Origin of the sequence: Citrobacter sp. A316, from assembly GCF_002042945.1 — a bacterium.
Classification (GTDB): domain Bacteria; phylum Pseudomonadota; class Gammaproteobacteria; order Enterobacterales; family Enterobacteriaceae; genus Citrobacter; species Citrobacter portucalensis.
Genome location: NZ_MVFZ01000006.1, coordinates 227022 through 239366 on the forward strand (window position 1 = coordinate 227022; position 12345 = coordinate 239366).

The 12345-nt window shown below is 53.9% G+C and carries 15 protein-coding genes; all 15 read right to left on the reverse strand.

Annotated elements, in window-relative coordinates; all coding sequences use genetic code 11:
* Positions 1-11 precede the first annotated feature (11 nt).
* Positions 12-689, reverse strand: a complete 678-nt coding sequence (locus BZK41_RS09955; RefSeq protein WP_079938055.1) for a tail assembly protein — start codon at positions 687-689, stop codon at positions 12-14.
* Positions 587-1321, reverse strand: coding sequence for a C40 family peptidase (locus BZK41_RS09960; RefSeq protein WP_079938056.1), 735 nt, complete (start codon positions 1319-1321; stop codon positions 587-589). Before BZK41_RS09960 ends, BZK41_RS09955 begins: the two co-directional genes overlap by 103 nt.
* 11 nt (positions 1322-1332) lie before the next feature.
* Positions 1333-2028 carry a phage minor tail protein L gene (locus BZK41_RS09965; RefSeq protein WP_079938057.1) on the reverse strand — a complete coding sequence of 232 codons (696 nt, stop codon included), beginning with the start codon at positions 2026-2028 and terminating at the stop codon, positions 1333-1335.
* An 8-nt stretch (positions 2029-2036) separates the two neighbouring features.
* Positions 2037-2369 carry a phage tail protein gene (locus BZK41_RS09970; RefSeq protein WP_032949490.1) on the reverse strand — a complete coding sequence of 111 codons (333 nt, stop codon included), beginning with the start codon at positions 2367-2369 and terminating at the stop codon, positions 2037-2039.
* A complete protein-coding gene (locus tag BZK41_RS09975) occupies positions 2370-5672 on the reverse strand; it encodes a phage tail tape measure protein (protein ID WP_079938081.1) in 3303 nt (1100 codons plus the stop codon). It abuts the gene before it with no gap.
* A gap of 247 nt (positions 5673-5919) precedes the next feature.
* On the reverse strand, positions 5920-6282 hold the full coding sequence (locus BZK41_RS09985) for a phage tail protein (protein WP_079938058.1): 363 nt from the start codon (positions 6280-6282) through the stop codon (positions 5920-5922).
* A gap of 60 nt (positions 6283-6342) precedes the next feature.
* A complete protein-coding gene (locus BZK41_RS09990) occupies positions 6343-6825 on the reverse strand; it encodes a major tail shaft subunit (RefSeq protein ID WP_044700555.1) in 483 nt (160 codons plus the stop codon).
* 33 nt (positions 6826-6858) lie between these two features.
* A complete protein-coding gene (locus BZK41_RS09995) occupies positions 6859-7260 on the reverse strand; it encodes an HK97-gp10 family putative phage morphogenesis protein (protein WP_079938059.1) in 402 nt (133 codons plus the stop codon).
* A complete protein-coding gene (locus tag BZK41_RS10000; RefSeq protein ID WP_048235596.1) occupies positions 7257-7646 on the reverse strand; it encodes a hypothetical protein in 390 nt (129 codons plus the stop codon). Before BZK41_RS10000 ends, BZK41_RS09995 begins: the two co-directional genes overlap by 4 nt.
* Complete coding sequence (locus tag BZK41_RS10005; RefSeq protein ID WP_079938060.1) at positions 7615-7965, reverse strand: phage head closure protein; 351 nt, start codon at positions 7963-7965, stop codon at positions 7615-7617. The genes BZK41_RS10000 and BZK41_RS10005 overlap by 32 nt, the downstream gene beginning before the upstream one ends.
* Positions 7962-8279: a head-tail connector protein gene (locus BZK41_RS10010; protein ID WP_003832371.1), complete on the reverse strand. Its 318-nt coding sequence runs from the start codon at positions 8277-8279 to the stop codon at positions 7962-7964. The genes BZK41_RS10005 and BZK41_RS10010 overlap by 4 nt, the downstream gene beginning before the upstream one ends.
* Positions 8260-8637: a hypothetical protein gene (locus BZK41_RS10015; RefSeq protein ID WP_044700565.1), complete on the reverse strand. Its 378-nt coding sequence runs from the start codon at positions 8635-8637 to the stop codon at positions 8260-8262. The genes BZK41_RS10010 and BZK41_RS10015 overlap by 20 nt, the downstream gene beginning before the upstream one ends.
* A gap of 97 nt (positions 8638-8734) precedes the next feature.
* Positions 8735-10021, reverse strand: coding sequence for a phage major capsid protein (locus BZK41_RS10020; protein ID WP_079938061.1), 1287 nt, complete (start codon positions 10019-10021; stop codon positions 8735-8737).
* A 73-nt stretch (positions 10022-10094) separates the two neighbouring features.
* Positions 10095-11015 carry a S49 family peptidase gene (locus BZK41_RS10025; protein WP_079938062.1) on the reverse strand — a complete coding sequence of 307 codons (921 nt, stop codon included), beginning with the start codon at positions 11013-11015 and terminating at the stop codon, positions 10095-10097.
* Between the two features lie 36 nt (positions 11016-11051).
* Positions 11052-12311 (reverse strand): phage portal protein, encoded by a 1260-nt coding sequence (locus BZK41_RS10030; RefSeq protein WP_079938063.1) that lies wholly within the window; start codon positions 12309-12311, stop codon positions 11052-11054.
* Between the last annotated feature and the right edge of the window lie 34 nt (positions 12312-12345).

The window sequence follows — 12345 nt, forward strand, 5'->3', positions numbered from 1 at the left end:
GCTGCAGTAAGTCAGCGACCGATGATCACCACCTGCCCCCCGCCACCTTCATCCCGTGTGCTGATTTCCTGGGAGATCGTGCGGGAGCCGACCAGCATTTCACCGTACAACACCGGCAGGGCATTGCCCTGCGCCACCATGTTATCCAGCGACGAAAACCAGGTGTTCTGTTTGCCGTTATCGGTCTGCCGGGACGAGGGGATTTTTGCCTGCGGCGTCAGCATCTGCGCCACACCACCCAACATCATGGCTGCCCCCATAGAAAACAGGACTGAAGATGCCGAAATAGCACCGGCAGATAACGCGGATCCCCACAGAGCGAGGCTTCCCCCTGCCGTAAAAAAGGACGCGGCTATTGCCACGGCCCCCAGTACCACCTGGAACAGACCACCGGATTTCGCCCCGGCCATGCGTGGGACTATATGAATAATGGCACCGTCCGGCAGTGGCTCGTGCAGACGGGCTGACAGGCTGGTTTCATTCACATCCTGACCGGCGATGCGTATCTGATACCAGCCATCATTCATTTTCTGCCGGAAGCCCGGTATCTGCATGGCCAGCGCGTAAATGGCCTCGGCCCCTGTTTTTATACTGAGGCTGAAGCGGCGGCCAAATCGTTGTAAATCCCCGTGAAGGCAGACTCTTGCCATGCCCGGTGTCGCCATATTGAGTGTGTGCGGCGTTGCCATTTTTCAGAATACCTCTCGCGTTTACTGAGCTGGTCAGGAATATGGTGCAACAGTTCGCCGTCGCCGCAGTAAATCGCGGCATGGTTGGCAACCGATGAACCAAAACAACAAATCAGAATGTCTCCGGGCTGGGCCTCTGCGGCATTCACCCGGTAAAAGCCGGTCGCCTCCAGATTATCCAGATACAGATTATCTCCCTGCTTCCACCAGTCCTCCCTCCGCGCAAAATCCGGCATCTCAATACCGGCCAGATGGTACGCATCACGGAACAGGGTGTAACAGTCAGCCACGCCATGCTCAAAAGCCCGCCCTGTGAGGAACGGCACGCAGCGAAATTTGTATATCCGGTCATCGCAGACCAGCCACCACGGCAGGCCACTTTGCACCTGCAGGCGGCGATCGACATCGCTGAGAAACGGCAGGCCATCGGGATGGCTGTGGACCAGGGCCACCACATCGCCTGCCGCCTGCGCCTGAAGGTAATCAGCCGGATCCATGCGGAAATACAGGGTCGGTTCAGCGGAAAGATTCTGGCAGGGAAAATACAGCTCCCCGGCAGGTGTCTTCACCACATAGCCGCACGATTCAGCCGGCGCACACGCAGCGGCATGCGCCAGGAGTGTTTTGTTCATGGGTGTATCCATCAGGAAAGACGGTTAATCGAGAGGAAGCAGCCGATGCGCGGCAGGTTATCACGCAGCTCGCAGCCGGTACGGCATTTGCTGCAGACATCTTTTGCCGGGTCTGCCGTGGGTTTGTCAAATTCATCCGCCACAGGCGGCCCGGCATACCCACACTCCTCAGAACGGTAGGTCCAGTTGCAGACATCAGCCAGCATGATCCGCGCCGGAAACACGCTGCCGTCCGTTTCGGTCGGTGTGGCCAGTACGAAGGTCGCCGTGGTGGCTTTCAGCTCTGACAGTTGTTCAATCACCCAGCGGCTGACTACTTCCTGTTCCGGATCGGCCTCCGGGTTGCCGCCTGTAAAGTTCACCGCATCGAGAAAACGGGCGTACACAACATGCCTTACCACCGTGGCCCCGACGAGGCTCTGCATATCTGCCGCAAGTCCCGTAACCATGCCAAACAGGTTCGACACCGCCAGCGTCGGGCGGGCGGTAGTCCCTTTCCCTACCAGGTCGAACCCGGTTCCCTGTATCGGGTAAACGTCATACTTCCGCCCCTGCCAGGTGACCGGCTCGCCTTTCTCGTTCGCTTCATTTGAAAAATAGTAACGCTGGCCACCAAAGGCCGTCAGGTCGATTTCCCACAAATCAATGCGGGCCGACTGTTCGGTTTTCGTGGTTTCGTTGAGGGTGCTCTGAGGAATATCTTGCATAAGGACCCTTAAGCAATGACCTGCTCAAATTTACAGCTGAAATCGGAATACGTGACGTTGTCCGTAACAGACCACTCCCGGCAGACAACTTTAATCGTGCGGTTGTATTTTGGTGGTCGCCACAGAAAGGCTTTATATCCCCCGTGCTCCGCCAGAAACGCTTCAAGTGCGGTGCGGGAATTGTCCGACGTGATACGGAAAACAGGCTGGAAGTTAATTAACTGATGGTTGAGTCCGGTCGGGCGACGTTGCTCATAACCATCCCCAAATTTAATGGTTGTCACCGAAGGGGAAACAGACGACTGCATCCCCTCCCTGGGTGCCCAATGAAAGGTTTTCACTTATCCTCCCGCCAGCATGCCGCCATCACGTCCCTGAGTTCTCAGGATACTCATGACACGCGTATCAATCATTTTGACCAGCATCTGCGATGCCTGCGGCCCTATCTGCCCGTTTTGCCCGTCATTCTGAATGGCAATGTGATACACAGGTGAATAAACAATCCCCCCATTCATACCACCACCAGAGGAACCCGGGTCACTCAGCGCCCTGACACCCAGCGTACCGTCAGTCGTTTTCGCCAGAGGCATAATGGCTTCCGGGCCAGCTTCACCAAACACGCCAGCCCCCTTTGCAAAAGCAAACAGGGTCGGGCTGTCATAGATGCCGTTGCTGTAGGCACTTAATGAAGGTGAGTCATAAACACCGCCCTTCGCATTAAAACTAAAACTGCTGCCAAAACTGCTGATGGCCGTGCCGGTGCTCGCGGTGGCTGCGCCGCCAAAAAGACTGCCGCCAATGCCCATAATGGATTTCAGGATGGTGTTGGTAATCAGCGCCTGCGCTGCCATATCGACAAGGTTTTTAATCACCGACTGTGTCAGGGAGGAAAATAACCCAATCATCCCGTCCCGGAGTGTCTGTGTACCATTCAGCATGCCGGTCAGCATGTTGGAGGTTCGCTCCTGGGTGGTTTCCATCAGGCCAATGGCGAGGCTGTTCAGGTTTCCCTGCGACTTATAAAGCTCCACCGCCGTCTGGTACTGCGCATCAGCGGAATCTTTATCCGCCTTTTGCTTCAACAGTTCGTACTGCTCTTTGTTGATCGCATCGTTCTGGTAAAACGCCTGCAGCAGTGACTGATGCTCGGCCAGTTGATTGCGCAGTTCTGCCAGCGGATCAACCATCCCGGCGATATCAATCAGAGGGGCAGACATTGCCGCTGCCTGTGCCTGTAACAGTTCGCGGGCCGTACTTTGTGCCAGCGTGATTCTGGCCGTCTGGTATTCCTTTTCATCCAGAAGACGGGCATTCAGGAGCGACTTCAGCTCCTGGCTCGCTTCACGCTCTTTCGTAAGAGTTGCTCTGGCTGGCGCATACTGTTCTGCCAGTTCGAGGCGCTGTTTCTGATAGTTTTCAGCATTCAGCAGCAAAGTCTTCTGAATATCAGCCTCGCTGGCTCCGTCAGCGCGGGCGGCTTCAAGAAGTTTTCTGGCGCTTTCTTGCTCCTGCAGGTTGATACGTCCGAGACTGGAGGCATGCGCCGCTTCGATTTCACGCCGCAGTTGCTCATACTGGTTAACCTTCGACTTTTGCCCCTTTCCAGTATCCCCGCCTTCCCCGGTCCAGGGGGTATCAGGTTTATCGCTCCCTGTTTCATTCCCTGGTTTATCCGGCTTCGGTGTGGGATCGAGTTTCCCTGATTTAGCTTGTTCTATGGCCTCTTTGACAATTTTTTGCCGTTCTTTGAGGAGTTTTAACCCCTGTTCAACGGCATCCAGATCCCCTTTGTAGCGGGTTTTATCGTTCTGTACGCCTTTAAGTTGTCCGAACGGATCGAAGCCACTCAATCCATCAATACGGCTTTCCGCATCCTGAATTTCTTTAATCAGTTTATTTCGCTGAATAACCTGATTCTCAAACTGTTCATCAATGTCCAACTGCTTCACGTTGAGCTGGTTAAGCGACAGTTTTTTGAGTTCTTCATTCGTTTCAACAACAGCATTTTTCAGGTCAATCGCCGACTGGCGGGCGTTCTTCGCCTGATTATGGAAATAGAGCAGCGCCGAACCAGCGAGCATCGCTGCACCCACAGGGCCGCCCACCAGTGCCAGCGCCCCTCTGGCCATACCTACTGCAGCAGAGACTGCGCGGGCTGAAACGGAAAGCTGTTTATTGGCTGCATTCAGCTGGTTCTTTGCCTGGGTGGAGAGCAGTGTCTGCTCGGTTTCCTGGCGAATTAAGCGGTTAAACTCGCTCTGGTAACTCACGTTAAGGCCAAATTGCCTGGCGCTTTTCTCCATTTCCCGATAACGCCCGAATTCTGCGTTATTCTGCGCCAGCGTGGCAGCGGTACTTTCCAGCGTTTTTCGCGCCATATCGGCCTGCGCCATCGCGCTGGCCCTGACTGCCTGCTGCTGCTCAACCCAGGCACCGATGTTCCCCCTGATACCTGCCGTCAGTTTTGTCGCCAGAACAGGAATCAGCGTATACAGCGCAACGTTGGCTACTGTATTGAAATTATCCGTCAGGCCATTAATGGCATCGGTAACGGTCTGAACACCACTGCGCAGCGGGCCGTTTCCGCTCTGTCCTACCTTAATAATCAGACCTTCAAAAGCCGAAGTCAGGCTGAGAAGATCGCCGTTCAGGTTATTTACCCTGATTTCGGCCTGCTCATGCGCGGTCTGCGTACCGGTCAGGGCGGCGGTCAGCGACTCCACCTTCTCGCGGTTCTGCACCAGGATGGATGCTGCGCTGAGGTTTTCCACCCCGAACAGCTTTACGGCCTGTTTTGTTGACAGGTTTTTTCCCGCCAGATTCCCCAGCGCCTGGCTCAGCCCGACAACAGAAGGCTTCAGGGTCTTATCCGTTCCTTTCTCCAGATTCAGGATCACGTTGCGCAGTGCGGTCCCGGCTTCGCCGCCTTTCACTTCGCGCTCCGCCAGTACCTGTATGGCGGCATTGAGGGTTTCAAAACCCACGCCAGCCTGTGCCGCTGCCACCCCGCCATTTTTAATCGCGGCAGCAGTATCGGCTATCTCCGACGAGCCAAATTTCGCGCCAGCAGCCAGCACGTTGATATACCGGTCGGCTTCACTGGCTCCCGCCCCAAACTGGTTTAATGACAGGGCCAGCGTTCGGGTGGCATCCGGAAGCGTGGTCCCAGCGGCCTGGGCCAGCGTTAACGCGCTTTTGGTCGCCGCCGTCAGCCCCGCAGAGGTGCTCAGCAGTTCAGGCTTTGCCGAAGCCATCAGCTTAATCGCCTCAGCGGCCTGTGATGCGCTGTATTCCGTTGTGCGGCCCATTTCCTGTGCCGCCTGATCGTACAGTTTCATCTGCGCACTGGTGGCACCGGTGATGGCATGCAAATCCGACAACGACTGGCTGTACTGCCGCGTGGTGCTGATAATGGTACCCAGTGATAAACCCGCCCCGGCAAAACCTGCCAGCCTGCCAGCCAGCCCCGATACCGAAGCGGAAACACGCTTACAGGCATCCTCCGTCTTTTTCGCATCAGCCTGGGCATTGCGGTTAAACTGGCGTGACTGACTCTCAGCGCTGCCGTAGGCGCTCATCAGCTGCGATTTAAAGTTCGCTGCATTCAGATGCAGCCCAACGGCAAGAGAGGCAACGTCACCCATTACATTAATACCTTCATGACTGCCGCACACTGCGAATCCAGACTCTGGTTCGCAGTCGCGGGGGATTTAACAGGGGGCGGGTTATTGTCAGAACCTTCTGGAGAAGGCTTTTTGAAAATGCCCTGTTTGAGGAAGAAAGCACGCCAGTGGAACAGCGTGTCAGCCGGAAGCGCCGCAATTCTTGACGGGTCAGGCTCGCCCCAGCGGTCGGCCAGCCAGAAAATCAGCTCCAGCCAGGGCGAGTCACTCAGTTTTTTTCGGCGGTTTCCAGCTTACCAATGCCGTGCTTTTTCACTTTGTCGATGGCATCCAGAAGCGCAACGTTATCGTGTGCCGCCAGCAGCTCCTTCGCCGTGGGTTTGTCTTTGGCTTTAATCGGGGAGCCGTCAGGCTGAACCAGGCTGTCGATAACAATCTGTACACTCAGCTCAGACGCCATGCGGGCATTGCCAGAGGTCTGCGCCTCAATGAGCGCATCTTCATGATCAATAAGCTCAGCCGCCGTCAGTCGGCGAAGGTAAACCTTTGTACCGAAGATTTCGGTTTTAATTGGAGAGGTTTTTGCGCTGAGCAGGGCTTTTTTCAGTTCGGATAGGCTAAATTCAGACATGGTGTATCCTGTTTTCAGACGAAAAAAACCGCCCAGAGGCGGTGTATAACGGGAAACGGATTACGCTCCGGCATCTGGCGCCGGGGCGGCTATTCCCCATTTAATGTTGTTTTGCTTACCCTGCACCGTAATCTGGATAACTTCACTGGCAGGCGCTGTGATTTCGTTCATCTGCCAGCCTGAAAGCGCAAGGATCATTGAAGCCGTTCGTTTGTTCGGCAACTCAACATAAAACTGAACGGTCTTACGCTGTTCTGCAGCATTGAGGAACGCGGTGAAATCTTCGTTTTCCGGGTCGTCAATGAAGCCCAGCGATTTCTCCGGCCCTTCCGGCAGGTCTGACACCGACTGCTTACTCTTGTCCAGCAGGGTGGTACAGTCGACAAATCCTCCCGTCTGACCTGTCGCGCCCAGCGCCTTGCAGTTAATCAGCGGTTTCAACGCCGCTACAGCGGCTCCTACCTCCCCAAACTTCACCACCGTCCCGGCAGGAAGCATTGCGTACTCAGGGGATGATTTTGGCGTGTTATTTTCATCAGCCATAATGATTCTCTCTTAAATAGTGGGCAGCGGTTGCTACCTGTTCTGAATGCCATTGCGGATTTCTACGGTCAGAATGCGCAGAACCTGCCGGACGTTGTAATCCAGCGCCGGACGGATGAACGGATCGGCAACCTGTTTCACCGTACCGAACTCCTGGGCCAGCGCTTTCATGTAATGCTTTTTGCTGGGGCCAACCCGAAGGATGACCACCGTATTTCCGCGACCTTTCCGGGTGGATGAACGAATTTTGATGGAATCACGCATATGCTCTGCAGAGGACGCATCGTCGAAGCCGGCATGTTGTTTCATGTCTTCTTCAACCACTTTCAGCGCCTCACGCCCTGCATCACGTAACACCTTCATGCCGACCTTTTCACCGAGCGCGGTAAGCTGCCGCTCCAGCTCGTCCAACCCTTTTACGTCCATAGTGATCATGGTGAAGCTTCCCGGTAGTGAAAGGTAAAATCCCGGACGAGCCGGTACTGAATATTGCCGCTGGTCAGTACCAATTTACTCTGCTGTATTCCCCCCCGGACCACATTCTGTACGGGAAAGCCCTCCAGCTGGCCATGCACGATAGCGGTCCATTCCGCGCTGATTTTCTTATCCAGCTGTAACAGACGGGTGTAGTCATTAAGCAGATGAATCGCTATCTGGAAGCGCCCCGCAATCAGGCCTGTGCGCAACAGTCCGGCGTACAGCTCCGGATCGGAAATACACTGGTAAGTAATCCCCTCCTGCAGTTCATCAGGCAGGAGCAGAGGGTAAACATCCAGCCCGGTCAGGCGTTCAAGTGCTGTCTTTAATGCCAGCTCGATCATGACGTGCGTCTGCCTCCCCTGTGATGATGATGCGGTCCGCAAGACGTTCGACGTTACGAACGGTATAAATCCGGTCAGACGTTGTTATTTTCCAGTCGATATCAATATTCAGGTTCGGATGAGTGGTAAAAAGACACGTTTCAACAACCTGCTGTTGATCCAGTGTGCGGACCTTTCTGCCCGACACCAGTTCGCGCTTCGCCCAGGCTTTCCCGGTCGCGACCAGTTGTTCCGGCAGATGTTCACCCAGCGGCCCCCGGCCGGATTGCATATAACCAATCGAAAGACGGCAGGTCATCTCTTCCGGCTTCAGGCTCATACGGTGTTCTCCTGCAACGGGAAAAGAAGGTGCCGGACCGCAGCCGTCTCCAGCCACTGACCGGTGAAACCATTCAGATACGCATCCCCGACCAGATACTGCATGGCCAGCTGGATATCTTCATCCGCCACAAAACCGCGTACACCTTCCGGCAGCGCCTGCAGTTCGTCATCGCTTCCCACCAGTTTGCAGTAGTAGTCACGCTCAATACTCTTCTGCGCTGCCGCCACCATTTTAGTGAGCATGTCGTCATGCTCCGTGAAATCCGGCTCCAGACGGAGCTGGGTTTTCACATCATCCAATGTCAGTATCATGGTCATCGGCTCCCTTGCGGGGACTCAGCGCCTTTTCCGCATCTTCTGGCCATACCGCAATATGGCGTTCAACCAGTTTCTCTGCGTACTCAGCATCAAAACAGGCCGTATCACCGCGTGAATAACGATGATAGGGTCCCAGGAAAAAAACCGCTTTCCGCGCCACTTCTGCTCCCGTCAGGCCCGTGGCCCCGTTTGTTTCACTTCCGGTCAGATCAACACCTGTATCACCTGAACCCGCTGCAGTATTCTGACCGCCATCCCCGTCCACTGTATTTTCCGGCGTCAGTTCATCCGGCTTTTTCACATCACCGGCTGCAGCCGCCGCTGCCGCTGCTTTTGCCGCTTTCGTCGTCATCGTTTTGCTCCTGAAAAGAAAAAACCCGCTGCTGCGGGCCTGGGGGATTACGTGCTTTTACGCTGTGCGACCGTGGTCGCACAGCGTGCAGGACCGGTTAAAACAGCACTTTTGTCCCGAGAACAAGACCTTCCGGATGACGGAAGCCGATATCGTGCTCCGTCACCACGCGGATCAACGACTGGTTACGGGAGAACGCGGAAACCAGATTGCCATCCCCGTCCTGGTAGGAGGCTTCCTGCGAGAACGACACCTTCATGTTGCCGTCTTCACCGATAACCACATCATTAAAGTCAGCGAAGTAAATTTCCGACTCTTTGCCTGCGTCACCGAGGTTTGCCGGGATAGCGCTGGTACGCTGAATCTGAAATCCCTTCAGGATCCCCTGGGCCATTTCCGGGTAGACCTTGTTACCGTTACCGTCGCGCAGACCGAACAGTTTCATGTAGGTACGGTTCGACATACCCCAGCCGCAGCTGATCATGTTGCTGTTGCCGTCCATAGCCATCAGGATGATGCTGTCGAGATAGGTATCAATCGTCTGCAGATTAGCCTCTGCAGCAGCTTCCCACGGCAGCAGGCGGTTCCACTCAGTTGCCCGCGCTTTCATACCGACAGGCGTATCACCAGTACCGTCATCGCGCATAAAGGCTTTATCTTCACGAACAGAAATCGCGGTCAGAATATCCTGCAGGACCAGCTGCTCCACGTTGTAGCCAGCACGACCAATCAGCTGGTTGGAGATAGGCACCATTGCAATCATGGTTTTCGCAGTGAGTTTCACATCATCGAAGCGCGCTTCTGATGTTTTCGCATCCTTGCCTTCCCCGGTGTAGCTCGCCGTCGCACCACCGGCCAGACGCGGCAGCGCCATATTGCCGTTCGGCAGCGGAATGGAGCGCGCGCCCAGCTTACGAACGATAGTGCGATCGCGCAGCAGTTCGATCACCTCGCTGTGCAGGTTTTGCGGAATAAGAACGCCACCTGACGCGGCGGCAGTGTTGATGGCCATCGAGACAGACTGGTCATTCAGTTCTTCAGCTGCAAATTTTGCAGCGTCCTGGACGTTACCCTGTGCTGCCGCAATCGACATCACCAGACGAGTCATGCCTGCGCCGGTATATTGCTTTGGCTCTGCCTTAATGCTGATACCAGGAGCCTGCTGTGTGGCTTTAACCGGTTTGGCGACAAGCGCTGCAGCACGTTCAGCCGCTTCCAGACGCTCAATCTTGGCGCTGATATCCGTGAACTGCTGCTGCAGGCTGGCAAATTCGGTTAACTGCTCCGCTGTCAGCGTACCGCCACCAGTTTCTACTGCCGCCAGTACCTGAACCTTCTGATTAATACCCGCACGTTCACGACGCAATTCTTCAATATGATCCATGTTTTTTCTCTCTTTTTGGCATAAAAAAAGCAGCCTGTTGGCTGCTTTCTGGTAATGACGCGTTAGCGCCGGGTCACATTCTTGTTTGCAGGTCCATCGCGGCTGCCTGCAACTTTATGGAAGTGGTTTGTTGAGGTTGTTTGTACTTTGCCGCAATGGCATTAATTGCGGACTGAGGATCCGAAACTTCATCGGCAAGACCAGCAGAAATGGCATCAGCGCCGAAATAGATTCCGGCCTGCGTGTTAATCACCGTCAGAGGGGCAAGATTCCGGTATTCCGCTACAGAGGTAATGAACGTCTCGTACATATCGTCAATCATCCTCTGGAACATTCCCCGAGCGTCTTCACTCAGCGGCTCATGTTGTGTACCGTTATTTTTGTTATCTCCCCGAAAAATCGTGGTGAATGTTAACCCCATTTGCTCTTCCATCCTGGAAGTATCCAGGTGTTCCATGATCACTCCAATCGAGCCGACTCCACTGGTCTGGCTGACTACAATTTTGCTGCAGGCCGAAGCGATAAAGTAAGCCGCAGAATAGGCGCTGTAGTTCACAATTGCAGTAATAGGCTTAGTTTGACGTGACTGGAAAATATAATCGGCCAGTTCCTTGCATCCAACCGCCGCACCACCACCAGAATTTATATCCAGCACAATTTCACTGATGGAAGGGTCATTTAATGCAGCATGCACCTGGCTACGTATGCGCTCATAGCTGGTAAGTTCAGAACACATTGCAGTAATTTGCCCGCGACGCGGAACCAGAATGCCGTGGACAGGAATAACTGCCATTCCACCAGCTGGTTGAACCAAATCTGGCGCCTGATTGTTATCAGGATCCTGCGTCATGTGAATTCCAGCCTCTTCTGATAATCCCTGAATACGGGGAACCAGCACAGCTTTTACAGAATCCATTGTCTGTCGTGTCACGTAATGTGGAACACCAAAGACCATAGCCGCCAGATGCGGCAGATTAATTAAATTTTTTGTCATGATGTTTACCAGGTCAGCCCGCACTGCGGGTGATATTCAGTTTCTGGACAGAATAGAGTTGATTTCTGCCAGTTGTTTTGCTGTTGGCGTGTTATCGCCAGGTAAGATTTGTTTACTGTCGACCATATTCAGAGGCGTCAGGTATTTATCCCCTCCGGCGATGGGTGGAAGGTTCTCCATGCGGCGAATGTCGTTAACCGATAACCAGCCCCACTGGCGGCCTAATGCATAAGATTCATAGCGTGACTTCTGATCCCCGCGCAGCACGCCAGAAACATTGAATTCAATGTACAGATCACCGCGCTCGCTGGGTAAAAGCAGATCGCGCATTAATGCGCCTTCATGACGCTTCAGCCAGGCCAACAGCGTGTACATCACAAACTGCAGCCCCTGGTGCTCAATGTTGTTATTCGTGGCTTTCTCCAGCATCTGCACCATATGAGGCGGGATTTTATAGAGCCGGCACACTTCTTCCACGCCCCATTGTCGGGACTGCAATAATTGAGCTTTCTCGTTATCCTGAGATAACTGTTTATAACTCATCCCCTCCTGGAGGAGTGCAACAGAGAAAGCATTCCTGACACCAGAATAACGATCCGTCCATTTTGCCAGCAGTCTGTCTATTGCATCCTGGTTTTTTATTGTCGCGGCTTCTTTTGGACGCTCAATAACACCACTCATCGTCGTACCTCGACGAAAAACCTGAGCAGCATGTTCTTCCACAGCCAGGTTTAACCCAAGTACATCCGCATTTGTCTGGATTGGAGAACTGCCGATATAACCGTCGAGCGAAAATACTTTCACATGATGCATCATGCGCATTGGCAACGTTTCGCCAATTTCGGGGAGTTCATAATAGGGCATCCCGTCTGGCCCTTTCAGGACGATGACTTTTTTGGGATTAACCGGGATTAATTCCCTCGGGAAACCTTTCCCGTCCCTGTCGATAATCGAGTAACAATTGCCCTCCAGCCCTAACAAGCCCTGTTGTTGCTCAAAATACTCGAAAGAGGTGTCCTTTTTATTAGGCTGGGAATGTACAAGATCATAAACGGGGTGGTCAGTAGCTCGCTTACGGGCTCCGTTAGCACCTCGTCTGTAAAGCTCACACGGCAGTTGCGCTACAGATTCAGCCAGAAGAGTTACACATGCCCGAACAGCTGATAATGCCATCGCAGTTTCAGGAGTTATGATTATCCCAGCCTTACTCTGACTCGAACTCACTCCTCCCAGCATGGTTTCCCAGAATCCACTTCCTGATCGCGATTTACCCCGAAACATCTGGGGGATAAACATTACTCACCCCCTGGTTTGTGAAATCTTATAGATA

What these genes read in the sequence shown, in the direction of transcription:
- BZK41_RS09990 (WP_044700555.1), bottom strand. Translation starts at nt 6,825, where the DNA reads ATGGCTGATGAAAATAACACGCCAAAATCATCCCCTGAGTACGCAATG.
- BZK41_RS09995 (WP_079938059.1), bottom strand. Translation starts at nt 7,260, where the DNA reads ATGATCACTATGGACGTAAAAGGGTTGGACGAGCTGGAGCGGCAGCTT.
- BZK41_RS10000 (WP_048235596.1), bottom strand. Translation starts at nt 7,646, where the DNA reads ATGATCGAGCTGGCATTAAAGACAGCACTTGAACGCCTGACCGGGCTG.
- BZK41_RS09975 (WP_079938081.1), bottom strand. Translation starts at nt 5,672, where the DNA reads ATGGGTGACGTTGCCTCTCTTGCCGTTGGGCTGCATCTGAATGCAGCG.
- BZK41_RS10025 (WP_079938062.1), bottom strand. Translation starts at nt 11,015, where the DNA reads ATGACAAAAAATTTAATTAATCTGCCGCATCTGGCGGCTATGGTCTTT.
- BZK41_RS09955 (WP_079938055.1), bottom strand. Translation starts at nt 689, where the DNA reads ATGGCAACGCCGCACACACTCAATATGGCGACACCGGGCATGGCAAGA.
- BZK41_RS09985 (WP_079938058.1), bottom strand. Translation starts at nt 6,282, where the DNA reads ATGTCTGAATTTAGCCTATCCGAACTGAAAAAAGCCCTGCTCAGCGCA.
- BZK41_RS10030 (WP_079938063.1), bottom strand. Translation starts at nt 12,311, where the DNA reads ATGTTTATCCCCCAGATGTTTCGGGGTAAATCGCGATCAGGAAGTGGA.
- BZK41_RS10015 (WP_044700565.1), bottom strand. Translation starts at nt 8,637, where the DNA reads ATGACGACGAAAGCGGCAAAAGCAGCGGCAGCGGCGGCTGCAGCCGGT.
- BZK41_RS10020 (WP_079938061.1), bottom strand. Translation starts at nt 10,021, where the DNA reads ATGGATCATATTGAAGAATTGCGTCGTGAACGTGCGGGTATTAATCAG.
- BZK41_RS10005 (WP_079938060.1), bottom strand. Translation starts at nt 7,965, where the DNA reads ATGAGCCTGAAGCCGGAAGAGATGACCTGCCGTCTTTCGATTGGTTAT.
- BZK41_RS09960 (WP_079938056.1), bottom strand. Translation starts at nt 1,321, where the DNA reads ATGAACAAAACACTCCTGGCGCATGCCGCTGCGTGTGCGCCGGCTGAA.
- BZK41_RS09965 (WP_079938057.1), bottom strand. Translation starts at nt 2,028, where the DNA reads ATGCAAGATATTCCTCAGAGCACCCTCAACGAAACCACGAAAACCGAA.
- BZK41_RS10010 (WP_003832371.1), bottom strand. Translation starts at nt 8,279, where the DNA reads ATGATACTGACATTGGATGATGTGAAAACCCAGCTCCGTCTGGAGCCG.